Here is a 25,816-nt window from a genome sequence, read left to right as displayed (position 1 = left end):
CTCATTGCTGTCTCTGTTCAGTTCAGACCGATGCTTCGATTCACAGAGCTACCGTTCCAAGATTGAACGGCTCACACCAATTCAACTCGGCTTCCGAACCCTCGATTGGGAAGTACCGAAGATGGTCGTCCCACGGTCGTTGATCCGTCGGAAATACTCCCACAGACGGTTGCGCGCTTTCGGATCGAGTCCAGTCGTGGGTTCGTCCAGAAAGACCAGCGGCGGCCGGTGGACCAGCGCCGTCGCCGCGTCCAGTCGCTTTTTCATCCCGCCGGAGAACTCTTCGGACCGTTTTTCGGCGACGTCTGCCAGATCAACCAACTCGAGCAGTTCCGAGACCCGCTCGTCACGCTCTCCTCGTGGGACACCGTAGGACTCACAGGCGAACCGAATGTTTTCCTCGGCGGTGAGTTCCGGGTCGATACTCGTTTCCTGTGCCATGTAGCCAATCGTCTCCCGAACTGCTCGGGCCTCTGAGCGAACGTCGAAGCCGTTGACTTCGACTGTCCCGGCTGTCGGTGACAGAAGCGTCGCGAGCACTTTGATCGTGGTCGTCTTTCCGGCCCCGTTCGGGCCGAGAAATCCGAAGAACTCGCCACTTGGGACTGTCATCTCGACGCCGTCGACTGCGGTTGTCCCGTCGCTGTAGACGAGTTCGAGGCCGTCGACATCGATGGCTGTACTGGTGCTCATGACTCACTGCCCGCCCGAATAGCAGCGGGCAACCTCTGCGTGTCGACTGTATCGAAGCGTGGCATAGACGTATTACACAATCTGTCGTAATATACTCCCAGCTTCGAGGTCTGTGTGCCACGACAGAGATTGTAGTTAGAGCGAGTAGTCAACACTGTCGAGGAGATACCGGACGTGAAGAAGCGTCTCCGGTGGGAGTTCGTCGGGGCGGACCCACCGGGCGTCGACAATGCCGGCCCGCAGGTCTGGGTCGATGGTCGATTGTTGCTGACAGCGGTAGACACGCCACCGCGAGACGTCGTGTTCCGGACCGGTGTGGGCGTACCACAGCGGCGGCAGCTCCGAGCGGACAGCAACCGAACAGCCCAATTCCTCCCGAAGTTCGCGAGCGAGTCCCTCTGTGGGCGTTTCGTCGGCGTCGACGCCGCCGCCCGGCAGCGTCCAGAAGGGCGTCCCGTCGCTGTGGCGTTCCGCGACCAGCAGCACGCGCTCACCGGCAGTTAACAGCGCCTTCGCGCTCTCACGGTAGGCTGTTGCTGCGGAGACACGGGAGTCGGGGTTGCTGGGCATACGATTCTGTTCTGACTATATCTGACACACGGCATAAGCTCTCTGGCTGCAGCCGAGGACGATAGTCGAACGCAGGCCTCGCTTTCCGCTGCCTGCGTATACGTCGTATTTTTTTGTAAACAGCTCGCTGACACAGCGGGTCGGTGAAGGTCAGTCTCCCGACACAGCCCCTGAGTCCGCTGTGCTGGTGTCCGGTCGTCGCCGTCGCTCATGGGTGAGGTAGGTACGCGTCGAGGCCAGCGCGAGGGTATTAGTCGGAGGCGGGCGAACTATCGAGCATGATCGAGGTGACCGTCGAGATTCTGGGTCGCGAGACCGAGGCCCAGTTACGGGGGACAGTCTGGGAGCAAAACAAGGAGTATTTTGTCGTCACGACAGGTGACTCGGAGTATCGCGTCGAGGAGTCCGCCATCCTCACCGAAGAGTTGCCACCAGTTCCGCGAATCGACAACGGAACCGACCGGCGAATCGAGGGGACGCTGCAGTGTCCAGAGTGTCGGTACACGCGAGAGTACGAGGGTCGCTACGAAGGCTGGCTCACCTGTGAGGACTGTGGAGCGAAGTCCACTATCGACAAATGGAAAGCAACGACACCGGGCCATCACTTCGAGTACATCGTCGACGAATCCTGACGCGACCACGCCGATACTGAAGACGGCAGAAGATCACAGCCTCGGGCAAACTGTCAGCCTGGCTCGTCAACAGCCGTGAGAGCGACGCTAGTACAACCCGGCGCGTCGAGTGACACGCGACTGGGCGCTCACAGCGGTCATCGCGGTGCTCAGTGCTGGCTTCATCGCGCTGGGCCGTCGCAGCTAACGACCGACCTAGTTTTCGAGGAACTGCGTAATTTCCTCAGCGACCACCGCCGGTCGCTCGCGGTGCATGAAGTGACCGGCCTCGCGGATTTTGACGACTCGACACTCAGCAGTGAATAGCTCCGCAGCACGCTCGAACAACTCGGCGCCGATACAGCCATCCTGTTCTCCCGTGATAACCAGACCGGGCACGTCGATCGGCGGCAGCGAATCCAGCGTCGGTCGCCCGTTACGCGCGAGGTCTTTGACTGCTGGGTTGACAAACTGCCGGTAATACTGGAGAGCGGCCTCGGGCGTCCCCTCGGAGCGGAATGTTTCTTTGACCGACTCGATGTGGTCGTCGTCCTCCCAGCCAGGACTCCACAGCGCCCAGAGCACCTCGACGAGTGCGAAGTCTTGGGCAGTGAGCGTCCGCTCGGCGACACCCGGGAACTGGAAGAGCCAGATGTACCAGCTTCTGAAGAGCTGTCGCGGTGCGGACAGCGCCAGTGCAGAAAATCCGGGCGGCACCGCCATCGTCACCAGCTGTGAGAACTGCTCGGGGTCCTGTCGCGCCGCCGCGTAGCCCGCGACGGCACCCCAGTCGTGGCCAATCAACACGGCCTCGTCACACCCTTCTCGGTCGCGCAGTTCTTCGGCGAGCGCAATCGCGTCCGCGCCGAGGGCACGTGCGGAGTACTCGCTGTCGGGAGCGAGCGACGTCGGTCCGTAGCCGCGCATATACGGCGAGACGACAGTGTAACCCGCTTCAATCAGTGGGTCAGTGAGTGGCTCGAATGTGCGTGCGTTATCTGGAAAGCCGTGGAGACAGAGCGCGAGTTGGTCGCCGTCGCCCTCGCGGTGGTAGGTGAACTCGACGCCGTTGGCGGTGAGTGTCTCGGTCACAGTCAGTCTGGGGCCGGAGCCCATATAAAGTGCGCTGGCGGACCATTCCCAGCCTGACAACACACCGTGTTTCCGAGTGCGAAACGCTGTCAGTAGGATATTAACAACAGATATTTACGCAGACAATTCGTTCTCACTAACGACAGAATGAGAGCAAGAGCCGGCAGATTCTACGGAGGGCAACCGTGACTGATATTCCCCAGCGGTTTGCCGAGTTCCTGATGTCGTACAGTAAAATAATTATCGTCGTAATGTTACTCGCCACCGCGGGCATCGGCGCCGGTGCCGGGATGGTCGAGCAATCCTCAGACACCTCTCAGTTCGAGACTGGCTCAGACGCTCAAGAGGCCAGCAACTACATCCAGACGAACTTCCAGGGCGACGATAACCTGACTGTCGTACAGGTGGTCCAACGTGGCGATAACGTCCTGACACAGGAGGCGTTACTCGAATCTCTCCGTGTCCAGAAAGAGTACAGGGCAACGCCGTCGATTAACCAGACCCTCGCCGACGAGAACGCGATGTTCGGCGTGGAAAACTTCGTTGCGCAGGCCCAACTCCAGCGAGAGGCGCTGGCTCGCCAGCAGCAACAACCGGAACCCCAACAGTCCGGGCAGCAATCAGCACAGCGTCAGCCGCCGACGCTCGACGAACAGATTGCGGCAATCGAACGCATCGACGACAGTCCGTGGACACTAGAAGAGCTACTGACAGAGACTCCCGGACTCCTCACCCAGAACACGAGTTCTCCGGCGCTCTCGCTGATGGCGAGTAGTTACGAGCCCGGGACGACCACCGCCTCGGCCCGAGTAACGATCGTTCAACAGAAGACGTTCGGCGGGTCGGTGCAGTCACCGGATGGCTTCTCTGAAAACATCACAACGGCCCAGCTCGATATGCGTGACATTTCGGGCAGTATTGCCGACGACAGCGGCCAACTCGAATACACAGTCTTCGGTGCAGGGATCATCTTCGAGGAAATCGACCAGTCCTTCGGTGACAGTGGTGCGATTGTCGGCCCGCTGGCACTGTTGTTCGTCGTGCTTGCGCTCGTGGTCGCCTACCGTGACCTGCTCGACATCATCCTTGGTGTCACCGGGATTTTTGCGGTGCTCATCTGGACGTTTGGCTTCATGGGCTGGGCTGGCATCAACTTCAACCAGTTGTTGCTCTCGGTCCCGGTGTTGCTGATCGGGTTGTCGATTGACTACGCCATCCACGTCTTCATGCGCCACCGCGAGATGCGCGCTGACGAGACAAAAAGCGACAATATCCGGCGGTCGATGACGCTTGCGCTGGGCGGTGTCGGCGCGGCGCTAGTCTGGGTGACGGCAACGGCCGCAATTGGCTTCCTCGCCAACCTGACCAGCCCAATCGGCCCACTCCGTGACTTCGGTGTTGTCAGCGCATTTGGTGTGGTTTCGGCACTCCTCATCTTCGGCGCGTTGATTCCCGCGCTGAAGGTCGAACTCGACAGTCTGCTCGAACGAATCGGGATCGACCGGAAGAAACGAGCCTTCGGGACCGGCGAGTCGCGGTTCTCACGAGTGCTTGCAAGCGGCGCAACAGCGGCGAAACGGTTCCCGGTCGGCGTCGTCGTCGTGACGCTTCTGTTGACCATCGGCGGGGCTGCCGGCGCGACCCAGGTCGACACGAGTTTCCAGCAGGAGGATTTCCTCGCCGACAGCCCACCGGCGTGGACCCAGGACCTCCCCGAGCCGTTCGCTCCCGGTGAGTATCAGGCCAAAGAGGACCTGGAGTTCATCTCTGCGAACTTCCAGCAGGAAGGGAGCGAGGGTGAGATACTGATACGCGGCGATGTCGCAAGTGATGGGGCGTTACGCGCGGTCGACGCAGCGAACACCGACCTCGAAGACAGCGAGACAGCGTTCAGGCTCCCGAACGGAGAGCTAGATATTCGCTCGCCGTTGTTGGTCATGCAAGAGACTGCCGCCGCGAACCCAGAGAGTGAGTTCGCAGAGAACTTCGCCGCCGCAGCAGGGGTCGAAAACCCAACACCGCAGCAGCTGGCAGCGGCGGTCCCCGAGCAGAATATCGAAGCGCTGTACGACCAGCTATTCCAGATCAATCCGGCCGCCTCGGAGGTCATCTATCGGACCGACAGCGGAGAGTACGAGGCGCTACGGCTGACCGTCGCCGTCCAGAGCGACGCGACTGGCTCGGCAATCACGAGCGACCTCCGGGGCGCTGCCAGCAGTATCGAATCCAGCAGTGGCGGCGACCTGCGGGCAGCGGCGACCGGTGACCGTGTCGTCCAGAGCGAGACTGAGGACGCACTGCTGTCGACGGTCGTTCAGGGACTGGTCATCACCCTCGTTGCGGTGTTCCTGTTCCTGGCGGTTGCCTACCGGCTGACGGGCAACCCCGCCTCGCTGGGCGTAGTGACGCTCGCACCGGTCGTGTTCTCGGTCGCCTGGATTCTTGGCTCGATGTGGCTGCTCGATATCTCCTTTAACGCCCTGACCGGAACGATCACCTCGCTAACGGTCGGGCTGGGGATTGCCTACAGCATTCACATCAGTTCACGCTACGAACTCGAACTCCGACGGCAGGAGAATGTCTGGGACGCCATGGAAACCACAGTGACGGGAACCGGCGGCGCACTGCTTGGGAGTGCGGCGACGACTGTCGGTGGCTTCGGAACGCTGGTGTTCGCCATCCTGCCGGTACTGCGCCAGTTCGGTATCATCACCGGGTTGACGATCATCTACGCCTTCCTCGCGAGCGTGTTGATCCTGCCCTCGCTGTTGGTACTGTGGACGCGATATCTCGGCCCATCGGGATACTTCCCCGACGAAGAGACTCCCGACAGCCAAACCACAGACGAGACGACAGCGGCTGACGGCGGACAGACAGACTAGTCAGCGTAGTCCGCGAGCGGTTCGTCCATGTCGAGAATTTTTGCGCTTTCTTCCCACAGCTTCCGCTGAGCAGTGCGGTCACGAGCGTCCGGCGACGGGCGGTTCTCCCGGCGGCGCGCGAAGTACTTGCCAGTCGTCTCTGCGACTTCCTCGGACACGCCGAGATAGACCAGCGTCGCCGCGCCTTCTTCGACAGATTCAGTAAACGGCGACTGGTCGAACAGCTGAAACAGTTCGCTGCTGAGACCCGGGAACGCGCGACCGAACTCGCTGCCCGGAATGACACCTGGATGGAAGGAATTCGAGGTGACGTCGCGGCCAGCGGCGGTCAGTCGGCGGCCGAGTTCGGCCGCAAACTGGACGTTTGCGAGCTTGGAACGCGCGTATGCGGCGGCCGTCGACAGCCCCGCTATCTCCATCAGTTCGTCGAGATTCAACGTCGTGCCACGGTGGGCTATTGAAGCTGTCGTGATGACGCGGCTGCCCGGTCCGAGCGTGTCGAGCAGTTCTGCGGTTAGCTGGTAGGGTGCGAGGTGGTTGATGTGGAACGCGGGGTCGACGCCGAGGCTGGTTGGCTCAACCGTCTCGAACAGCCCCCCAGCGTTGTTACAGAGCACATCTAGCGTCTCGACCGACTCGCTGACGGTGTCGGCAAGTTCAGAGACTTGCTCTGGCTCGACAAAGTCTGCGCGCAGAAACTCGGCACTGCCGTCGGTCGACTCGATCTCGTCGACAACGTCCGCGCCGGCCTCCGTGTCGCGGCCGTGGACGAGGACGTGTGCACCGAGTCGGCCAAACGACTGCGCCGTGGCCCGCCCGATGCCGCTCGTTGAGCCCGTGACGAGTATGGTCTTCTCGGAGCAGTCCACATCCGCGACGTTCGCCTGTTCCTCGGGTGGCCGAGAGAATCCGAACATACAGAGAGCCTTTGCTCGGACGCTCATCTACCTGTCGGTTCGACAGAACGATGGCTGAACTGAAAGGAGGCGAAGCTATAATCGCCCGGGGCTCGAACGTCAATCGATGGGTGAGCTATCGACGCTGTTTGCCCCACAGCGGGTCGCGGTCGTCGGGGCCTCTGAGGAGGCTGGCACAGTCGGGCACGCGGTTACGAGCAACCTGCTCGCAGACTTCGGCGGTGAGACGGTCGCGGTCAACCCGAACCGCGAGCAGGTACTCGGGCTGGACTGCCACGACAGCGTGACCGCCGTCGAGGACGTCGATGTGGCCGTCGTTGCCGTCCCCGCTGCAATCGCGGTCACTGTCCTCCAGGAGTGTGCCAGTGCTGGCATCGACAACGTGGTTGTCATCACCGCAGGGTTCAGCGAGTCCGGCAGCGAGGGCTCAGCCCGCGAAGCCGAGCTGGTCGAGATTGCCGAAACACACGGTATCAATCTCGTCGGCCCGAACTCACTGGGCGTGTTGAGCACTGGCGTTGGGATGAACGCCACGTTCGGGCCGCGGATGGCAACCCCGGGAACCATCTCGTTTATGAGCCAGTCGGGAGCGTTCATCACGGCAGTGCTGGACTGGGCGGCCGACCGCGACCTTGGATTCCGAGATATTGTCTCGCTGGGCAACAAGGCTGTGCTGGACGAGTCAAACTTCATCAAGGAGTGGGGTGAGGACCCCGAAACGGACGTCATCCTCGGGTATCTCGAAGATGTGGCAGACGGTCGCGAGTTCGTCGAGACAGCACGAGACGTGAGCCGCGAGACGCCGATTGTCGTCGTGAAATCCGGGCGCACAGAAGCCGGTGCGTCTGCTGCCGCCTCCCACACCGGTGCGATTGCGGGCAGCGACAAGGCCTACGAGGCCGGTCTGGAACAGGCTGGCGTGCTCCGAGTCGATTCGGTGCAGGAGTTATTCGATTTCGCATCGATTCTCGACGGGCAGCCACTGCCCGAGACAGACGGCGTCGCCATCGTCACCAACGCGGGCGGCCCCGGCGTGATGACAACCGACGCCGTCGGAGACACGCACCTGGAACTCGCAGAGTTCGAGGCCGACACGCTCGACCAACTCGCAGAAGCGTTGCCCGATGGCGCGAACATTTACAATCCAATCGACGTCATTGGCGACGCCGACACCGAGCGCTTTGCCGAGGCAATCGAACTGGCGCTCGCGGACCCGTCGGTCGGGATGGTGGTTGTGCTGGCCTGTCCGACCGCAACGCTGAGCTTCGAGGACCTTGCCGCGGAGACGGTACGGCTACAGCGAGCGAACGAGACGCCGATTGCCGCGTCGTTGATGGGTGGCTCGGATACCGAGGCGGCCGCTGGGACGCTCCGGGAGGTGGGAATCCCCACCTACTTCGACCCGGCACGGGCAGTGCGGAGTCTGGCTGCACTCTCGGAGTACGCAACAATCCGCACGACCGAAGTCTCCGAACCGGAGGAGTTCGACGTGGAGTACGAACGAGCACGGGAGCTACTGACTGCCGCCGCCGACCGCGGGCGGACACAGCTCGGTGTCGAGTCGATGGAACTGCTGGACGCCTACGGCATTCCGACACCGGCGGGGTCGGTCGTCGACAGTCCCGGCGACGCCGAGCGGGTCGCCAGCGAGATTGGCGGCGAGGTGGTGATGAAAATCGTCAGCCCGGATATCAGCCACAAGTCTGACATCGGCGGCGTCGAGGTAGGCGTCCCCCAGACAGCCGTGCGCGATACCTACGAGGACCTCGTTGTCAGGGCGCGCAACTACAACCCAGACAGTTCGATTATCGGCGTCCAGATACAGGAGATGGTCGACCTCGACGCTGGGACCGAAACCATCGTCGGTGTCTCGAGAGACCCACAGTTCGGCCCGCTGGTGATGTTTGGCCTCGGCGGCATCTTCGTCGAAGTGATGGAAGACACTGCGTTCCGAGTCGCGCCGGTGTCGGAACGCGCAGCAGGAGAGATGCTGGACGAAATCAAATCTGCCCCACTGCTGGCCGGTGCCCGGGGCCGCGAGCCAGCCAACAGGCAGGCTCTCGTCGAGACGATTGGGCGGATTTCACAGCTCGTGGTGGATTTCCCGGCGATTACAGAACTGGATATCAATCCCGTCGTGGCCGGCCCCGACGGCGCACTGGCGGTCGACTTGCGGCTGACGCTCGACAGAGACAAACTATGAGAACACTACTGTTCACGTCGACGACCGGCGGCACAGGCAAGACAGCGATTACGGTTGCACTCGGGCAACTGGCACAACAGCGCGGCCAGACCGTCGGCTACATGAAGCCCAAAGGCACGAATCTGGAGAGCGTCGTCGGCAAGACTCGCGACGAGGACCCGATGCTCGCCCGGGAACTGCTCGACCTCGACGCCGGGATGCACCAGCTCGAACCGGTTGTCTACTCGCCAACGTTCGTCCAGGAGGCCATCCGAGGCCGCGCCGACCCGGCACAGCTCCGGACCGATATTGCGGAGAACTTCAGCGACCTCTCTGAAGGAACAGACCTCATGCTGCTGGAAGGGTCGACGGCCCACTGGACCGGCGGAAGCGTCGAGTTGACCGACGCCGACATCGCCGAGGCGCTGGACGCTGCAGTCATCGTCATCAGCGACTACACTGAAGCGAGCGATGTCGACGAACTGCTCGACGCCAAACGGGCGTTTGGCGACCGACTCGCCGGCGTACTGTTCAACGATGTCTCGCCAGACCGTGCCGATGAACTCGTCGACGACGCGATGCCGTTTCTCGACGGACGAGGAGTACACAGCTACGGCGCAGTGGCCCACGACGAACAACTCGGCAGCGTCACCGTCGGTGAGTTGACCGACGGAATCGGCGCAGAGCTGTTGACCCCAGCTGTCTCGACCGACGGGCGTGTCGAGCGGCTGCTCGTCGGTGCGATGAGTAGCTCCGGTGCGCTCACGCAACTCCGGCGCGCTCGCAACGCCGCGGTGGTCACCGGCGGCGACCGGTCAGATATCCAGACGGCGGCAATCGAAGCTGGCGGCGTCAACTGCGTGATTCTGACTGGCGGTCACCGCCCCTCTCGGGCCGTCCTCGGCAGGGCAACGAGCGAGGGCGTCCCGATTTTGCTCGTGCAGTCAGATACCCGGACGACACTCGACCGGACAGAACGAGTGCTTGGCTCTGGCCGTGCGCGGAGCGCCGAGACAATCGAACGGATGGCAACGCTGCTCAGCGAGAGTCTGTCTATCGAAGCGATTCTCGACGGCTAATCAGGCGGGCGTGTGTTCGTCCCAGGTCCACCGGTAGGCGACGTAGCCGACCCAACAGACCTGGATGAAAAAGATGCTCGCCCACGCCGCCACGCGGGCGAGTTCAGTCGGGTAAATGACGTACGCAAACACGACGAGCGCAAACGATACGGAAAACGTCGCAATATCCCACCGGTATCGAGAGAGCAGGCTAGACATACCAGAAAGATGGGGCGCGGCCGGTAAATGCGTAGCGACTACGATGGCTCCTCGTCGACGCCGTACATCCACTTGGTGCCGTAGTAGACGAACCACGCCATCCAGATGGTGAAAATCGTCAGCCACACGCCGTACTGCAAGATCGTATTCGGGTAGACGACGTAGGCGATAAACAGAAGCACAACTGCAGAGCTGCCGGCAGCGTAATCGAGCAGTCCGGGTGACGGTGCACCTGCCATTGTGTCCAGTTGCACATCAGCATAAATGAGCAGTTCGGTTGGGCGTGCTCAGACGACGACACGAACCCTCCGCCGGCGTGGCCCATCACATTCCACGAACAGCACCGACTGCCACGTTCCCAACTGCAGAGAGCCGTCGGCGACGGGAACTGTCACCTCAGGGCCAATCAACAGCGAACGGATATGGGAATCAGCGTTGTCGTCAATCTCGTCGTGTGCCCAGCCAGCGTCCGGAACGAGCTCGTCGAGTGCTGTCTCGAAATCTGAGAGCAGCCGAGATTCGGCTTCGTTGACCGTGACGCCAGCGGTCGTGTGTTCGGAGAAGACCGTGACTCGTCCGTCGGCGTCGGCTGGAATCAGGTCTTCAACGCGGTCGGTGATGTCGACAACCGAGCACTCGCTGTCAGTACTGACCTCGAAGCTGTCCATGCCGGCGGTACGACAGCGGCGAAAAAGACAGTTCGGGACCTCAGGCCAGCCACTCCTCGGGCTTGGTGTCGTAATCGACATCTGTCGCCGCGAGGTGTTCGACCTCGGACCACTCGACATCTTCGCGAGTGAACTCTCTGCCGTCGTAGCGAATCTCGATACCCTGCTCTTTGGGTTCGGGTTCGCGGTCACGCCGGCGGGCAACCTCGAGGTCGTGGTCGTCGTACTCCTTGGAGATCGTTCGCAGCGCAACGGGGCGGCCCCAGAGCTCGAAGACCCGCTGGAGCGTGTCTTTGGCCTGACCGAGATCCAGCGCGACACCGTTGTACTGGTGCTCCAAGAGGAGTTCGTTGCGGTTGCGGTAGTTGCCATCGGAGACGACAATCGTCGGCTTCCCGAAGTTGGTGAACTGCAACATCAGCTTCTTTTTGACGTCCTGGTAGTCTGTCGAGGTGGCCCGGTAATCACCCGAAGACTGCATGTACTCGTAGGTGAAGTAGTTGTGTTCGTCGACGAACTCCTGGGTGAGAAACTCGTCGAGGAAGGTCACGTCGTTGTGACTCTCGCGAATCTCGCGCATCCGGTTCCACCCGGCCGCGTAGTCGATCCCCGACAGCGCCGCCTCGACGCTGTCGTATTTCGAGTCGTCGAACATGTACCGAGAAATCTGTTCGAGTTCGCCCATCGAAATACGCGAGACGAACCCGCGGTTCTCCGGCTTGGTCAGCGAGTAGTGTCGCTCGCACATTCCTTCGTAGGAAAGTACTTTCCAGGGGTACTGCTGCAGGTCGAGCTTACCGTTTCGGGCGGCTTCGAGTGCCTCGGCGTCCACCCGTGGGTCGTCGGCGTCCAACTCGTCGAGGGTATCTGGGTCGATACTGGCGACCATCGGGTCAGGTTCGAGTTCGGCTAGCACCGCCTCGAAATCCACGGTGTCGTGGAAGTTCCGCCAGGTGATGCCGTCCACACAGAGCAGTTCCTCGACAACGTGGCGGCGGTTGGTAGTGTTCTCGACGAACTTCCACAGCTGGAGGCCCAGGCTGTAGGGGTTGAGCCCGCCCGAGCCGAGCACTTTCGACATGTGGTCGGCGTAGGTGATGAACTCGTCGCTGGCTGCGAAGTTCTCGTCGGCCATCATCAACGACTCCCAGTAGGAAGCCCAGCCTTCGTTCATCACTTTCGTCATCTTCTGTGGCGCGAAGTAGTACGCCTCGGTCCGCAGGATTTCGAGAATCTCTTTTTGCCACTCCTCCATCTCGATGGCTTTCTCGGCGTCGGTGTCGTACTGCATCCCGTGGGTTCGCAGGAAGGCAAGAATGTCTCGCTGTGGTTCGTCGGGGAACGTGGTCGCGTCGTCGTCGTCGCGCTGGGCGTCGAGCCACTCCTCGTCGAAGACCTCCTGTCGGACCTCCTCGGAGAGTTGCAGGTCGCCGAGTTCGTCGGAGAGTTCCTCGGTGTCGACCGCCGCCACGTCGTCGTCCGGGTCGAGCGGGGCATACGGTGTGTGCTGGTCGATGTTGTCCTCCAGACAGAGGATGTGGTCGATCCACTTCTCGACCTCGGCACGCTCGATCTCTGGGTCCTGCATGTACTCCTGAATCGTTTCGCCGTGGCGAGCGAGTCGGGCCGCTGCGTCGGGGTCCTCCGAGAACATCCCGAACCACTTGTTGTTCGCGAAGAAATCAGAGTGGGCTTCGACGTGGGTGATGACTGCCTTCTGGTCGGCCAGCGTGTTCGAGATCTGCAGGAACGCGTGGGCTGGGTTGTCGTTGTTGACAATCTCGAAGGCCTTGCCGCCGAGAAACTGGCCCTGCTTCTGCTGGCGGTCGTAGGTCATCCCCCACCGCCAGTGTGGGTACCGCTGCTGGAACCCACCGTAGGCGATCAGCTCGTTCATCTCGTCGTAATCGACGATCCAGTAGTTGACCGGGAACGGGTTCAGGCCGAGTTTCTTCGCGAGCGCAGCCGCTTCTCGCACTGGCTCTTCGAGGCGCTCGGCCTCGCGTTGCATCTCGATGTCTTCGGGTGCCGTGATGGGGGTGTCGTCACTCATTGTCTTCCTCCGTGCTGAGAATCTCGTAGATGGCGTCGGTCACATCCTCCGGGTTGGAGATGTACGCCACCGCCACGTCGTCGCTGCCGCCGAAGTGTTGCTGAACTTCTTCAGCGTGAGTGGCGTTGATCGCGTTGCCCGAAGGCTGGGTCTCGACGTAGGCGTGGAGGTTCGCGTCGATCTCCTCCATCAGCGGGATCACCTTGTCCTCGGTGTCGTTGCTGGAGTTCTCGGAGTCACCCGCCGCGAACACGTAGCGGTTCCAGTCGCTGAATGGGTACTCCTCGTCCAGTCGCTCCTTAGCGAGTTCGTACGCACTCGAAATGCGGGTGCCGCCGCCGGAGCGAATGCCGAAGAAGTCGTCGCGCTCGACTTCCCACGCGTCGGCGTCGTGAGCGATGTAGACGAACTCTGCGTTGTCGTATTTCCCTTGTAGGTACCAGTCCAGCGGGGTGAACGTTCGCTCGACGAGTTCGCGTTTCTTCTGGCGCATACTGCCGGAGACATCCCGGATGTTGACGACGACGACGTTTTTCTCGCGTTCCTCGATGATCTCGGGGTAGCGGTAGCGTTCGTCCTCGCGGCGGAAGGGTACCTGGTCGATACCGTCGCGGCGAATCCGCTGGGCCGTACTCGTCCGCTCGACATCGGCTTCCATCTCTTCGAGGGTGGCGTAGACGCCTCGCTCGTCGCCAGACAGTTCGTCGTACGCGCTTTCGATCCACGCTCGAGAAACGGGCAAATTCTCCTGCTGTCGTGCCCACTCGAAGACTTTCGCTGGCCCCCAGCCGTCGATCTGCAGCGCCGCCCGCACGTAGTCGCGGTCGAAATCCATCGCAAGCTTGCGCTTCAGGCCTTTCTTGAACAGTCGCTCGAAATCGAGCGTGCCAGTTGGGCCGGTCCGGGTGAGGTCAGTGAAGTCGCCTTCTTTCTCTTCGATGACTTTCTTCCCTTTCGGGTCGAGGTCCAGTCCGAGTTGCTCGTCCAGCTCTTCGGCGAACTCTTCCGGGTCCATCTCGTAGTACTCGTGTTCACCACCCTCCTCGCCGGGGTCGCCATCTTCGCCGTCCTCGTCGCCGGGCTCAGGTTCGCCGACTGGGTCGCCGGGCTCTGGCGTGCCGCCGTCGCCCTGACCGACCCCGCCCATGTCTCGTTGGTCGTACTCGAACTCGGGCAGGTCGATGATTTTGATCGGGATTTTGACTTCGTCGCGACGGCTCTGGCCCAGGTCACCGTACTGGATGAACTCTGAGAGGTCCTGTCGACGGTTCTCGCCAACTTCTTTGTACCGGTCGAGGTCGTCTCTCAGTCCCATTTGTAACTCACCTGGCTCATGACGTACCGACTCGTCAGCTCTGCCGATGCCTCGCTGTACTCGAACAGATCTTGCATGTTCTCGATAGTGTCTCGTTTGATGTCTGCGGTCTCGGTCCCACTCGGTGGGTTATCCCACTGCCGCGGGTCGAAATCCTCGAACGTTCGCTTGATATCGTCCCAATCGTGGGTGCCAAGCACCGCGCGAATGACCGGAATCTCTTTGGGATTGACATCAGAGACCCGGAACTCCGCGTCGCGCTGGCGCCACGCGTGGCGGTTCAGTGCCGTGATGATCTTCTCTTTGCGGAACTCTCGGACCTCCTCGTGGGGCTTGTCACCGGTGTAGTTGTCCTCGTTGAACCGACCCAGATGCTCGATTTCGAAGATTTTCATCTTCAGCAGGTCTGGCTCGACCAGTTCACCGCGCTCGTTTTCGATGCGTTCGCCCTCCGACCACGCGTAGACGTGTTCGACGTACTCTTCGACGGTCTGCTCGTCGACACGCTTGTCGCGCATCATCGCGTCGAGCACGTCAGCCTCCTGCTGGCTGAAGATGTAGTTTTTCACCGGGGCGACGCGTTCGCCGAACTCCGCGACCTCAGTGTTCGAGAACACCGGTGCGTCGGAGAGCCGTTCGGCCATCGCGTTGATCAGGTCCCGTGGCATGATCACGCCCTCGACCGGCAGGTCCTCGTCGAAGCGCTCGGAATCCTCGTGCAACAGGTCGGCGATGATGTCTCGCGTGTAGGTGACGGGAATGCCGTGTTTCCCGTCGGTCGCTTCGTCCTCGAAATCAAACTCGTCGATGTCGACGCGCTCGTCGCCGTCGCGCAGGTAGCCACGGTCGAACAACAGCGCCTTGTCGGTCAGGTCGAGATCCTCGGGCAGGTCAGAGGCGTCGAGCCGTGAGACGACGGCGTACAGCGCCGCACCCTCGATGGCGTGTGGCGCGAGTTCGCGTTCGGTGACGGTGCCGCTGCTGTCACGAACGCTAATCGTGACCGGTTCGCGGATCCACTCTTCGAGTTGGTCCCAGCTGGTGGCGTCCCAGACAGTCGTCTCGTCGGTGAGTTCGCGGCGCAGCAGTTCAGCCTCCAGCGAAAGATTCGTCAGGTAGGTGAACTGGTGTTTGTCCAGCCGCCGTTTCAGCGCCTTCAGCGGGTCGGTCCCGTTGCGGTCGGCGTGCTGATTGAGTTGGTCCTCCAGGTCTGGATTCGAGATGACGATCAACTGTGTGTCCACGTCCATCCCGATTCCTTTGTCCAGTTTGACGCGGCTCTCGTCGGGAACGTTCAGCAGTTTCTGGAGTAGATCGGCGTGCTGGGCGGCGTCCTCGACAATCGTGACGAGGCCGTTGCCTTGGCTGAGCACGCCGTCGTAGGAAAACGCCTGCGGGTTCTTGCGGCCCCGCGAGTCTAGTTCGCGCAACATCCCGGCCATCCAGGAGCCGACGAGTCGCTCTTTGGGCGGGCCGTCGTCCTCGCTGTGGAGCACGCCGATGCCCTGGCCAACGTCGACGACGAAGTTTTTGACCCGGAGGTGGGCCGGACTCGTCACGGCCGAAAACAGGTCCGCGACGCCGTCACGGCGGTACTGCTCTTCGAGGTACTCGTAGGCTTCCCGGCAGAATGGGTCCATCTCGGCTTCCATCCGGACGGGGATGTGGTCGTCGAGGCGATCGTTGAGTTCGGCGAGGAGTTTCGCTCGGACGTCCTCGGGAAACACCGACAGCGGGTGTGACTGGACCGGACTCTGGTACCAGTCGTCTTCGTCCGAGGAGACTTCGTCACCGTAGGTCATCCCCGGCTGGTCGCTAACGCCGGCGACGTTCCACTCCATCGTGTACCGCCGGCCGGCCTCGGTTTTCGAGTACTCTCGAAGCCCGTTGATGAGACAGCGCTTGAGTTCGGATTTGCCCGTCGCCGTCGGGCCGTCGAGCCAGAGAATCTTCTCGTCTTTCCCCCGGCCCGCAGCAATCGAGCGCAGGTCGTCGACGAAACGGTTGAGCACTTCCGTATTGCCGAGGATAGCGTGTTCGCCGTCGTTCCACGGGTCGTCGAAGAAGCGATATCGCTCCTTCTCCTCGCCCTCTTCGATGACCGAGCGCGTGCCCGCGTTCTCGATTGCGTTGAGCAGATACTTCGACGCGTGGGCGGCCTGCTGTGGGTTCTCGAGCAGGTGCGTTACGTATTCGTCGAGGCTCAGCGGGCGCTGGTAGGCCTCGTCGAGTTCGCGGTTGGCCGCCTCGATGTACTCGTCGGAACTCATCACTCCGTCAGTCCTCCATCTCGGTCTTGGCGACTTCCGCGCCGGCGAACTCGAGCACTTCCTTCGCGCCTTCCTCGGAGTAATCTTGCTCCATCAGCGCGTCGATCCACTGGTTGCGCTCGTCGTCGTCCATCTCGCCACTGGAGACCAGCGCCGAGAAGTTGATGTTGTGTTTCTTGTCCTCCCAGAGTTTGCGTTCCAGTGCGCGACGGAGACGGTCGTTATCCTGCGGGTCGAACGTTTCGCCCTCGCGTGCACGCCGGGAGACCCAGTTTGCGACCTCCTGTCGGAAGTCGTCCTTGCGGTCTTCTGGCAGATTGAGTTTCTCTTCGACGCTGCGCAGGAACTGCTCGTCTGGTTCCTGCTCGCGGCCCGTGATCTCGTCTTCGACGGTGTCGTCGTCGATGTAGGCCATCACGTGGTCCATGTACTTCTCGCCCTGGCGCTGGATTTCGTCGAGGTCGTAGGCCAGGGCGTGACGGACGTCCTCGATGGCTCGCTCCTTGTACTCCTCGCGGACGAGTTCGAGATAGCGGTAGTAGGTCTCGAACATCTCGTCGGAAATCGAGCCGTGATTTTCGAGGTTGTCCTCGAGGTGATTGAACGTCGTCAGCGGCGAGAGGAAATTCCGACTGCGGTGCATCGAATCCATGATTGCTTCGGCTATCTCGTCGCCGACAAAGCGCGGAGAAACACCAGTCATCCCCTCACCGATTTCGACTTTCTCGGCGGCTTCTTCCTGTAGTTTCTTCACGTCGATGTCGTCGGTCTCGTCGATCTCGCCGTTGTAGGCTTTGGCTTTCTGGACGAGGTCGATACTGCCGGCGTCGGGTTCCTCGATGCGGGTGAGCACGCCGAACAGTCCAGCCATCTCTAGCGTGTGTGGCTCGACCCGGATGTCCGGCAGGTCGGCGTTGCGGAGCATCTTCCGGTAGATTAGAGCTTCGTTGTCGTAGGAGAGGACGTACGGGAAGTCGATGCGTTTGGTCCGGTCGTTGAACGCCTCCATCTTCTCGTCGCCTTTCTTGTCGCGGTACTCCGGCATGTTCGTCCGGCCGACGATCAGCTGGTCGATGTCGATTCGAGGGTTGTTCTTGGGCTTGATCGTCTGCTCCTGGGTCGCGTGCAGGAAGTCATAGAGGAACTCACGCTGGAGTTTCAGGAGCTCCTCGCCGGAGAAGATACCCCGGTTGGCGTTACAGAAGGCCCCGGAGTAGTCGAATGCCCGGGGGTCAGACTCGCCGTAGACGGCAATCTTCGAGTAGTTGACGTCGCCAGTCAGTTCGGTTTCGTCCTGGTTTTTCTTGTCCTTTGGCTCGAAGGTCTCGATAGCCTGCCGTTTGTTCTCGTCGGCCAGCAGACGAACGACTTCGATGTGGTTTTCCAGCACCGCCTGCAGGTCGTCGTCGTAGTACGCCAGCAGTCGGTCCATGTAGAACTCACTGGCCGGGTCGAGCGCCTGCTCGTTGCGGATAGTGTACGGTGCGTCCAGTGCCTCGTTCATCTCCTCGATGACCGACTTGCGCTGCTTTTCGGGGAGCAATACCAACGGGTCCTGGTTCATCGGCGAGCGGACCACGTCGTCGCCGGGGTCCTGGTCCTCGATAATGTCACAGAGGTTCGTCCAGCGGAATGTGTACATCCGGCCCTGGTCACGGGTCGTGTAGTCCTCGAAGTATTTGCGGGTCTGTGAGTCGAAATCGGATTTCCCGGAGCCAACCGGTCCGAGCAACAGCAGAATTCGTCGCTCGGGACCAAGGCCGCGGGCCCCGGATTTGACCTTGTTGACGAACTCGTGGATCGCTTCGTGGATCACACGGCCGTAGAATGTGTTTTCTCCGTCTTCGAGCGGGTCTTCCGAGGCAAGTTTGTACTCGACGACACCTTTCTCCTCGTCGTATTCGGTGCCGTAAAAGTCGAACATATCCGCGATGCGCTGGTGGGCACTGCGGGCAATTTTCGGGTCCTCCTGGAGTTCTTCGAGGTACCAGTCGAACGATTGCGTTCGACGAAGGTCGCTTGGAATCGTCTCTCGGTACTCCTGACTCAGTGATTCGAGGGTGTTCTGTTTACTCATGGTGGGTCCGTGGGTGACTTGCTGGCCGACCGCCGCGCGGCACTGCTGGAGGCCACCTCCAGCGGCATGGTTTTGTTATGTGTATTCATACCATGCATTGGGGCCCAGCAAGCAGTGATGGGTTTGTACGCGTGTGTGTCGATGACTACCGATGCTATGACAATATAGCAGTGCTCTGCGTATATAAATCTGTAGGCAGTCCTAGGTTTTTTATTAGGCCGACGACGCTGCCGTCTGTGGGAAACGACCGCTGAGCCACGGCCGAGGGCGGCCACTGATAACACAGCGGGACGAACACTAGGTATGACCGACGAGGAACTTCCCGAGGGCTGGCGGGTCTGGAACGAAGAGTCACAGAAGCTGATTCTGACCTACCGGCCGGACGTGTTCAACAGTGACGCCTACCCGGCCCCCTGTTTGCCAACGATTCATATCCGCAAGGGCAAACCTAGCCGGAAACCGGGCCGGAACACGCCGGCACCCGACGCATCGTGGTACGTCCAACTGTATCTCGAACCAGACGTGTCGATGAGTGCCGAGGCATACGACAGCCGCGAGGAGGCTGAACCGGCGGCCCACGAACTCGCCGCACAGTTCTCGGACGGTAAAATCGACTACCGAGAACTGTATCAGGTGCCTCGTGAGGCGTATTTCGACAAACTTGACGAGCTAACCGGCGAGTAACTCGGCCACCGTGGACAGACGAGTTATTTTATGTCGCTGCGCAGAACAATTAACCAGCCTGTATGTCCAGCCTCCACTTTACCCCCCTCGAAGAGGCCATCTACAACATCGAGCAGATGTTTACGCCCTGGAACATCCAGCTCGAACTCGAGACGGACGAACGAATCGACCGTGACCGACTCGACGCCGCCGCTCGCCGTGCCTGTGAGATTCACCCGCTCGCCCGGGCGCAGATGCGCGACACGAACCCCCTCGATACGGACTACGTCTGGGAAATTCCCGAGACGGTCGAGGCGGTGCCGATTGTCGAGTGCCCCGCGTCAGAAGCGGCCGAGGCCCGGAGGACTCACTACTCCGGGCGAATCGACCTGCGGGAGTCACCGCCCTTTCGACTGCTCGTGGTTCGAGACCGCTCGGGGGACACGCTCTGTCTGGCAACGAGCCACGTCCCGACAGACGGCGTCGGAGCACTGGACTTGCTCGGGACACTCTGGCAGTGCTATCGAGGAGACCAGCCGGCGGATCCACCGGTCGGACTCGCAGACGCACGAGAACTCGTCGAACAGCGCCGTCCGGGAGGACTGGGTGATCGTCTGCGCTCGCTGGGTGCGGCGAGTAGCCACCTCAAAAGCCTCTTCGACCCACCGACCAGGATAGCGACCGAGACGGACGACGACCGGTCTGGCTGGGGATTCGTCCACCGAGTGCTGGACCCAGACACGACCGAAGCCCTTCTCGAGAACCGGCCCGCGGGGGCGTCGGTCAACGATGTGCTCGTGACGGCCGCACACCTCGCCGTCGAACGCTGGAACGACGACCACGGGACGTCTTCGGGGAAGATTAGCCTACTCATGCCCGTCAATCTCCGGCCGAAAGCGTGGTTTTACGACGTCGTCGGAATGTACGCGCTGTTCGGGAGCGTTGGGACACGCGCCGCACAGCGCACACAGCCAGCCCGAGCACTGGAGACGGTCCGTGAGCAGACAGACAAGATCAGAGACCGCGCGGACGCGCTGCTCGAATCGCTCGCACTGGTGCCTGACGCGACGCCGGTCGGTCTCAAACGTCAGTCGCCGACGCTGTTGCGCGGCCCCGGCGAAGCGCTCGTCGATACCGTGCTCCTGTCGAATCTCGGCCGCATTCCCGAACAGCGAGTCGGCGACGACGCCACAGTCTGGTTCTCGCCGCCCTCTTGGCAGGCGACACCGCTGAGTATCGGCGTCGTCACCGTCGGGACCACCGTTCGGTTCGTCGTCCGGCACATGTACAGCGCACTCGACAACGATGCAGCAGCGCGGTTCGCCGAGCAATTTGAGCGAGAAATAAAGCGACTCGTCTAAAAAAAAAGAGCGCCTACGTTACTCGTCGCTAAACTCGAACTCGAACGGGAGTTCGAGCCAGGCGATACCGCTCTCCTCTTCGGTAATCGGCAGTCCAAGCTGGCCGTCGAGCAGCGCGTTGCCGCTCTCTTCTGGCACGATGTACTCGTTATCGACCAGCGTGGCCTGGTTGTTCTCGAAGTCTGCACTGCCTTCGAGTCCGTCCTCACTCGCTGTGCCGTTGCTCAGCTCGCTGACCAGGGTGACCTCGAAGCTGAAGGAGTCACCGGTCAGCGGAAGCGTCACTTTGAGCGTTCCCGTCGCGGTCATTTCGTTGTTCTCGCGGTCGATGGTCCCCTGCAGCCCGTTCGGGGCCGTCGCTTTGGCGTCGAAGTTGCTGGACGTGGTCAGCGTCGGGAACGACACGTTCGTGGATTCCCACTGGTCGCCCTCAACCTGACCCTCGATGACAATTCCCTCGCCGTCTTCTGCTTCTGTCGGGAAGGCGATGCCATTCGCACGAGCACTGTCGAGGCTCGTCTCGTCGAAGGAGATGAATCCACCAGTGTTGGTGGCGGTGAAGCTGTACGACCGGGTCAGTTCGAGGGCGACAGCGACCATCGTCGTCGAGTCACTCTGAACTGTTGCCTGGGTCCTCGCGCTCTTGTCCTCGGCTTCGACAGTCACGTCGTACGTGCCCGATTCGAGGCCCGAGAACGTCGCAACACCGTTGGCGTTGGTCTGGGCAGACTGTCCTGCAACACTAACGGCCGCGTCTTCGACCGCTGCACCGTCCTGATTGGAGACGCTCACTTCGAGCGAACCAGTCTCGGCCGGTAGCTCGACGGTCACGTCGGCCGTCGTCGTTGCGTCGGCTTCGACCGTTGCCTGCGTGGTTGCGCTCTCACCTTCGGCCTCGACGGTCACGTCGTACGTGCCCGTTTCGAGGCCAGAGAAGGTTGCGACGCCGCTGGCGTCAGTCTGGGCGGTCTGGCCGTTGACGCTGACCGTTGCGCCTTCGATAGCGTTGCCGTCCTGGTCGCTGGCGCTGACTTCGAGTGAGCCAGTTTCCGGCGGCAGTTCGACGGTCACGTCAGTCGTGGTCGTCGAATCTGCTTCGACCGTTGCCTGCGTCGTGGCGGTCTGTTCTCCAGTCTCGACGGTCACGTCGTACGTGCCCGTTTCGAGGTCGGAGAAGGTTGCGACGCCGCTGGCGTCAGTCTGGGCGGTCTGGCCGTCAACAGTGACGGTTGCGCCCTCGAGTGCGTTTCCATTCTGGTCACTGGCGCTGACATCGAGCGAGCCAGTCTGTGGTCCGGACGATGACTCGAAGTCAACGTCCAGCGGCAGTTTGAGCCACGCAAGACCAGGCTCCTCGATTGGGAGGCCAAGCTGCGTGTCGAGTAGCTGGTTGCCAGTCGGCTCCGGCACCGTGTACTCGTTGTCGACGAAGGTAAGCGAACCACTGTTTTCGCCGGCGTTAAACGCACCTTCGAGTCCATCGTCGGTCGCTGCTCCGTTGCTGACCCCGGTGGTCATTGCGATGTCGAAACTGAAGCTGTCGCCGGTCAGCGGCAGTTTGATTTTGAGCGTCCCCTCTGCGGTGGCGACGCCGGTCGTCGGATTGAACGTCCCTTCGAGACCGTTCGGGGCCGTCGCTTCGGCGTCGAAGCCACTGCCGTCTTCGGCCGTGTTCAGCGTCGGGAAGTCGACAGTCGTCGACTCCCACGTGCCGTCGTCGTTCACCTGGGCTTCGATGACGATCGGTTCGCTGTCACCGGAGCCGTCCGGGAAGGACAGTCCTTCCGCGATTGCGCTGTCGAGACTCGTCTCGTCGAAGGAGATGAATCCACCGCTGCTTTCCGCACGGAAACTTTCGACGGCAATCTGCTCGGTCTCGACGGTGACACTTTTTGTTGTCGTCGAGCCTGCTTCGACCGTCGCCTGCGTCGTGACGGTCTGACCCGCAGCCTCGATACTCACGTCGTAGTCGCCGGGAGTCAACTCGAAGCTCACAGCACCGCCGTCGGTGCTGCCAGACTGACCGTTGACGCTGACGGTCGCATCGAGTGCGTTGCCGTCCTGGTCGGAAACACTCACTTCGAGCGTGCCAGTTTCCGGTGGTAGTTCGACAGTCACGTCGGCCGTGGTTGTCGAATCTGCCTCGACCGTTGCCTGCGCGGTTGCGCTCTCGCCCTCTGCTTCAACAGTCACGTCGTACGTGCCCGTCTCGAGGCCAGAGAACGTCGCAACACCGCTGGCGTCAGTCTGGGTGGTCTGTCCGTTGACGCTGACCGTTGCGCCTTCGAGTGCGTTGCCATTCTGGTCACTGGCGCTGACTTCGAGCGTGCCAGTTTCCGGCGGCAGTTCGACGGTCACATCAGTCGTGGTCGTCGAATCTGCTTCGACCGTTGCCTGCGTGGTTGCGCTCTCGCCTTCGGCTTCAACAGTCACGTCGTACGTGCCGGTTTCGAGGCCAGAGAAGGTTGCAACACCGCTGGCGTCAGTCTGGGCGGTCTGGCCGTTGACGCTAACCGTTGCGCCTTCGATAGCCTCACCGTTCTGGTCACTGGCGCTCACGTCGAGCGAGCCAGTCTGTGATCCGGACGATGACTCGAAGTCAACGTCCAGCGGCAGTTTGAGCCACGCAAGACCCGGCTCTTCGATCGGGAGGCCGAGTTGCGTGTCCAGTAGCTGGTTGCCGGTCGGCTCCGGCACCGTGTACTCGTTGTCGACGAAGGCGAGCGTCCCGCTGTCCTTGTTGACGTTGAACGTGCCTTCGAGCCCATCGTCGGTCGCTGCTCCGTTGCTGACTCCGGTGGTCATCGCGATGTCGAAACTGAAGCTATCGCCGGTCAGCGGCAGTTCGATTTTAAGCGTCCCTTCTGCGGTGGCGACGCCGGTCGTTGGGTTGAACGTCCCTTCGAGGCCGTTCGGGGCGGTTGCCTTGGCGTCGAAACCGCTACCGTCTTCGGCCGTGTTCAAAAGTGGGAAATCGACCGTCGTCGACTCCCAGGTGCCGTCGTCGTTGACCTGCGCTTCGATAACGATCGGGTCCTTGTCACCGGAGCCGTCCGGGAAGGACAGCCCTTCCGCGATTGCGCTGTCGAGGCTCGTCTCGTCGAAGGAGATGAATCCGCCGCTGCTCTCCGCGCGGAAGCTCTCGACAGCAACCTGTTCGACCTCGACGGTCACGTCAGCCGTCGTCGTCGAGTCTGCTTCGACTGTCGCCTGTGTCGTGACGCTCTGGCCCGCAGCCTCGACAGTCACGTCGTAGTCGCCGGGTGCCAGATCGAACGTTGCGACACCGCTGTCGGTGCTTTCGGACTTGCCGCCGACCTCGACGGTTGCGTCCAGTGCGCTGCCGTCCTGGTCAGAGACGCTCACTTCGAGCGTTCCGGTCTCTGCAGGCAGTTCGACGGTCACGTCGGTCGTGGTTGTCGAATCTGCTTCGACCGTTGCCTGCGTGGTTGCGCTCTCGCCTTCGGCTTCAACAGTCACATCGTACGTGCCCGTTTCGAGGCCGGAGAACGTCGCAACACCGCTTGCGTCAGTCTGGGCGGTCTGGCCGTCAACAGTGACGGTCGCGCCGTCGAGTGCGTTGCCGTCCTGGTCACTGGCGCTGACTTCGAGCGAGCCAGTTTCCGGCGGCAGTTCGACGGTCACGTCGGCGGTCGTCGTCGCGTCTGCTTCGACCGTTGCCTGGGTACTCGCACTCTCGCCCTCGGCCTCGACGGTCACGTCGTACGTGCCCGTTGCGAGGCCCGAGAACGTCGCAACACCGCTGGCGTCGGTCTGGGCGGTCTGGCCGTCAACAGTGACGGTCGCGCCCTCGATAGCCCCACCATTCTGGTCGCTGGCGCTCACTTCGAGCGAGCCAGTCTTTGGCTCGTCACCGCCATCGTCAGCCTGTGAGATGCTGACCGACAGTGGCAGTTCGAGCCAGTTCTGTCCGGACTCCTCGATCGGGAGGCCGAGCTGTGAGTCGACGAGCAGGTTGCCCGTCGAGTCATCGACGATGTACTGGTTGTCGACCACTGTGGCCGAGCCACCCTCAGCGCTGAGGTCGGCCGACCCGCTCAGTGCACCACTGTTGCCGGTGGTCGGCGCGATGGAGAAGCTGAAAGCGTCGCCGAGCACACTGACTTCGAGTTCGCCTTCGACAGTCAGGAAATTCTCCTCGGTGTCGATTTTACCCGTCAGACCGTTCGGGGCTGAAACCTCGGCCTCGATGCCCGATGTCGTCACCGCTGGGAACTCGGCACTTGTCGATTCCCAAGTGCCATCGTCGTTGACCTCAGCTTCGATCTGAATTCCTTCTTCGGGGAAGGTAATTCCCTCACTGCGGGCCGCGCTTGCGGAGTCCGTCCCGAAGGAGATGAAGCCGCCGGTGTTCGTTGCCGACAGCGTCGTTTGTGGCGAACCGTCTCCGTCGTCGCCGTCGTCACCGCCGTCAGAGCCGACGACATTCAGCGTGCCGGACTTGTACTCAACGTCGTGCTGGAAGCTCGAAAGATCTTTCAGGAATGGCGGCCCCCAACCGACGTTCGAGTCCTCGGTCGGCGTGACCGAGGCCTCTCCGTTAGCGTTGTCGCTGGCGGAGAATTCGAGTTCTGCGAGCGTTGCTGGTGCCTCGTCTGGGTCGAGGAAGTAGTCACCAAAGTCGTAGCCGTTCTCGATCGTGAGCTGACCGGGATTGTTCTCGGTCACCTCCACTTCGCCGACCTGTGAGCCCGCAACGCCCTCGAAGTCGAGTTTCTCGTCGTTGTATTCGACGGTTATAACGAACCAGTTGATGCGTTCGTTATCCGGAATGAACGCGCCGAATCCGGAGTCTTCGGTCGGTTCAATTTCGACGTCGACAGTCCCGCTAGAGCCACTCTCGATCGTGGTGTCCTCCGCCTCGACGGTGAAATCCGGCTCGTCCTCGAAGAAGAACGAGCCAGTGGTCGTCGGCTGTGGACCTGCCTCCGTTACCGAAGCGTCGGCTGTCGCAGTCGTCGGTGCCAGCCCAATTCCAGCACCGGCAACTGCGACGAGGAGAAGTGTAATTGCAAGTATCCTCGCTGTGTCTGTAAAATTATACCTCCGTCTACGGCCTACCGCCTTTCGAGCACCCATGTGTCTACCCCACATTCAAGACAATATCCTAATGCTATTTAAATCTACATCATTTGAAACTCTAGCTTTGTTTTTCCACTCTATT

The 25,816-nt window shown here is 61.4% G+C and carries 17 protein-coding genes and 1 pseudogene; 6 read left to right on the top strand and 12 right to left on the bottom strand.

Going from position 1 to position 25,816, the window contains the following annotated elements:
- Positions 1–105: 105 nt before the first annotated feature.
- Together ACMGFM_RS12915 and ACMGFM_RS12910 are read right to left on the bottom strand one after the other, a co-directional pair.
- Positions 106–693 (bottom strand): annotated as a pseudogene (locus ACMGFM_RS12915) (ABC transporter ATP-binding protein); the annotation flags it as partial.
- Between the two features lie 135 nt (positions 694–828).
- Positions 829–1,263, bottom strand: a complete 435-nt coding sequence (locus ACMGFM_RS12910; protein ID WP_436903058.1) for an NUDIX hydrolase — start codon at positions 1,261–1,263, stop codon at positions 829–831.
- Positions 1,264–1,541: 278 nt separating this feature from the next.
- Here ACMGFM_RS12910 and ACMGFM_RS12905 point away from each other — a divergent pair, with 278 nt between their 5' ends.
- Entirely contained in the window at positions 1,542–1,895 is a 354-nt protein-coding gene (locus ACMGFM_RS12905; RefSeq protein ID WP_436903057.1) for a hypothetical protein, read from the top strand.
- Between the two features lie 195 nt (positions 1,896–2,090).
- Here the strand turns inward: ACMGFM_RS12905 and ACMGFM_RS12900 are convergent, their stop codons facing one another.
- A complete protein-coding gene (locus ACMGFM_RS12900) occupies positions 2,091–2,966 on the bottom strand; it encodes an alpha/beta fold hydrolase (protein WP_436903056.1) in 876 nt (291 codons plus the stop codon).
- A 221-nt stretch (positions 2,967–3,187) separates the two neighbouring features.
- On the opposite strand from ACMGFM_RS12900, the gene ACMGFM_RS12895 reads away from it, so the two are divergent.
- Complete coding sequence (locus ACMGFM_RS12895) at positions 3,188–5,848, top strand: efflux RND transporter permease subunit (protein ID WP_436903061.1); 2,661 nt, start codon at positions 3,188–3,190, stop codon at positions 5,846–5,848.
- Here the strand turns inward: ACMGFM_RS12895 and ACMGFM_RS12890 are convergent.
- A complete protein-coding gene (locus ACMGFM_RS12890; RefSeq protein WP_436903054.1) occupies positions 5,845–6,765 on the bottom strand; it encodes an SDR family NAD(P)-dependent oxidoreductase in 921 nt (306 codons plus the stop codon). The genes ACMGFM_RS12895 and ACMGFM_RS12890 overlap by 4 nt on opposite strands.
- 106 nt (positions 6,766–6,871) lie before the next feature.
- On the opposite strand from ACMGFM_RS12890, the gene ACMGFM_RS12885 reads away from it, so the two are divergent.
- Positions 6,872–8,968, top strand: a complete 2,097-nt coding sequence (locus tag ACMGFM_RS12885; protein ID WP_436903053.1) for an acetate--CoA ligase family protein — start codon at positions 6,872–6,874, stop codon at positions 8,966–8,968.
- Positions 8,965–10,026, top strand: a complete 1,062-nt coding sequence (locus tag ACMGFM_RS12880) for a DRTGG domain-containing protein (protein WP_436903052.1) — start codon at positions 8,965–8,967, stop codon at positions 10,024–10,026. The genes ACMGFM_RS12885 and ACMGFM_RS12880 overlap by 4 nt, the downstream gene beginning before the upstream one ends.
- Here the strand turns inward: ACMGFM_RS12880 and ACMGFM_RS12875 are convergent, their stop codons facing one another.
- Genes ACMGFM_RS12875 through ACMGFM_RS12845 form a run of 7 tightly spaced genes read right to left on the bottom strand, consistent with a single transcriptional unit; the run spans position 10,027 to position 18,607 of the window.
- Positions 10,027–10,224, bottom strand: a complete 198-nt coding sequence (locus tag ACMGFM_RS12875) for a hypothetical protein (RefSeq protein ID WP_436903050.1) — start codon at positions 10,222–10,224, stop codon at positions 10,027–10,029.
- Positions 10,225–10,262: 38 nt separating this feature from the next.
- The gene (locus tag ACMGFM_RS12870; protein ID WP_436903049.1) at positions 10,263–10,463 is read right to left on the bottom strand and encodes a hypothetical protein; all 201 of its coding nucleotides are present in this window, start codon (positions 10,461–10,463) and stop codon (positions 10,263–10,265) included.
- 48 nt (positions 10,464–10,511) lie between these two features.
- Positions 10,512–10,892, bottom strand: a complete 381-nt coding sequence (locus tag ACMGFM_RS12865; RefSeq protein WP_436903047.1) for a secondary thiamine-phosphate synthase enzyme YjbQ — start codon at positions 10,890–10,892, stop codon at positions 10,512–10,514.
- 40 nt (positions 10,893–10,932) lie between these two features.
- A complete protein-coding gene (locus ACMGFM_RS12860; RefSeq protein ID WP_436903045.1) occupies positions 10,933–12,945 on the bottom strand; it encodes a SpoVR family protein in 2,013 nt (670 codons plus the stop codon).
- Complete coding sequence (locus tag ACMGFM_RS12855; protein WP_436903043.1) at positions 12,938–14,260, bottom strand: YeaH/YhbH family protein; 1,323 nt, start codon at positions 14,258–14,260, stop codon at positions 12,938–12,940. Before ACMGFM_RS12855 ends, ACMGFM_RS12860 begins: the two co-directional genes overlap by 8 nt.
- Positions 14,251–16,530 (bottom strand): PrkA family serine protein kinase, encoded by a 2,280-nt coding sequence (locus ACMGFM_RS12850; protein ID WP_436903041.1) that lies wholly within the window; start codon positions 16,528–16,530, stop codon positions 14,251–14,253. Before ACMGFM_RS12850 ends, ACMGFM_RS12855 begins: the two co-directional genes overlap by 10 nt.
- Positions 16,531–16,537: 7 nt before the next feature.
- Positions 16,538–18,607, bottom strand: a complete 2,070-nt coding sequence (locus tag ACMGFM_RS12845) for a PrkA family serine protein kinase (RefSeq protein ID WP_436903039.1) — start codon at positions 18,605–18,607, stop codon at positions 16,538–16,540.
- Between the two features lie 303 nt (positions 18,608–18,910).
- On the opposite strand from ACMGFM_RS12845, the gene ACMGFM_RS12840 reads away from it, so the two are divergent.
- Positions 18,911–19,291: a DUF5820 family protein gene (locus ACMGFM_RS12840; RefSeq protein ID WP_436903038.1), complete on the top strand. Its 381-nt coding sequence runs from the start codon at positions 18,911–18,913 to the stop codon at positions 19,289–19,291.
- 62 nt (positions 19,292–19,353) lie between these two features.
- Positions 19,354–20,631 carry a hypothetical protein gene (locus tag ACMGFM_RS12835; RefSeq protein ID WP_436903037.1) on the top strand — a complete coding sequence of 426 codons (1,278 nt, stop codon included), beginning with the start codon at positions 19,354–19,356 and terminating at the stop codon, positions 20,629–20,631.
- Between the two features lie 18 nt (positions 20,632–20,649).
- Here the strand turns inward: ACMGFM_RS12835 and ACMGFM_RS12830 are convergent, their stop codons facing one another.
- Positions 20,650–25,731 carry a beta strand repeat-containing protein gene (locus ACMGFM_RS12830; protein WP_436903036.1) on the bottom strand — a complete coding sequence of 1,694 codons (5,082 nt, stop codon included), beginning with the start codon at positions 25,729–25,731 and terminating at the stop codon, positions 20,650–20,652.
- Positions 25,732–25,816: the final 85 nt, after the last annotated feature.

Source organism: Halovenus halobia (assembly GCF_051414135.1).
Lineage (GTDB): Archaea > Halobacteriota > Halobacteria > Halobacteriales > Haloarculaceae > Halovenus > Halovenus halobia.
Note: the sequence above shows the minus strand (reverse complement) of the source record. Positions and strands in the feature narration are given on the sequence as shown.

Coding starts and splice junctions, on each gene's coding strand:
- ACMGFM_RS12910 (WP_436903058.1), bottom strand. CDS start 1,263: ATGCCCAGCAACCCCGACTCCCGTGTCTCCGCAGCAACAGCCTACCGT.
- ACMGFM_RS12905 (WP_436903057.1), top strand. CDS start 1,542: ATGATCGAGGTGACCGTCGAGATTCTGGGTCGCGAGACCGAGGCCCAG.
- ACMGFM_RS12895 (WP_436903061.1), top strand. CDS start 3,188: ATGTCGTACAGTAAAATAATTATCGTCGTAATGTTACTCGCCACCGCG.
- ACMGFM_RS12890 (WP_436903054.1), bottom strand. CDS start 6,765: ATGTTCGGATTCTCTCGGCCACCCGAGGAACAGGCGAACGTCGCGGAT.
- ACMGFM_RS12885 (WP_436903053.1), top strand. CDS start 6,872: ATGGGTGAGCTATCGACGCTGTTTGCCCCACAGCGGGTCGCGGTCGTC.
- ACMGFM_RS12880 (WP_436903052.1), top strand. CDS start 8,965: ATGAGAACACTACTGTTCACGTCGACGACCGGCGGCACAGGCAAGACA.
- ACMGFM_RS12875 (WP_436903050.1), bottom strand. CDS start 10,224: ATGTCTAGCCTGCTCTCTCGATACCGGTGGGATATTGCGACGTTTTCC.
- ACMGFM_RS12870 (WP_436903049.1), bottom strand. CDS start 10,463: ATGGCAGGTGCACCGTCACCCGGACTGCTCGATTACGCTGCCGGCAGC.
- ACMGFM_RS12865 (WP_436903047.1), bottom strand. CDS start 10,892: ATGGACAGCTTCGAGGTCAGTACTGACAGCGAGTGCTCGGTTGTCGAC.
- ACMGFM_RS12860 (WP_436903045.1), bottom strand. CDS start 12,945: ATGAGTGACGACACCCCCATCACGGCACCCGAAGACATCGAGATGCAA.
- ACMGFM_RS12855 (WP_436903043.1), bottom strand. CDS start 14,260: ATGGGACTGAGAGACGACCTCGACCGGTACAAAGAAGTTGGCGAGAAC.
- ACMGFM_RS12850 (WP_436903041.1), bottom strand. CDS start 16,530: ATGAGTTCCGACGAGTACATCGAGGCGGCCAACCGCGAACTCGACGAG.
- ACMGFM_RS12845 (WP_436903039.1), bottom strand. CDS start 18,607: ATGAGTAAACAGAACACCCTCGAATCACTGAGTCAGGAGTACCGAGAG.
- ACMGFM_RS12840 (WP_436903038.1), top strand. CDS start 18,911: ATGACCGACGAGGAACTTCCCGAGGGCTGGCGGGTCTGGAACGAAGAG.
- ACMGFM_RS12835 (WP_436903037.1), top strand. CDS start 19,354: ATGTCCAGCCTCCACTTTACCCCCCTCGAAGAGGCCATCTACAACATC.
- ACMGFM_RS12830 (WP_436903036.1), bottom strand. CDS start 25,731: ATGGGTGCTCGAAAGGCGGTAGGCCGTAGACGGAGGTATAATTTTACA.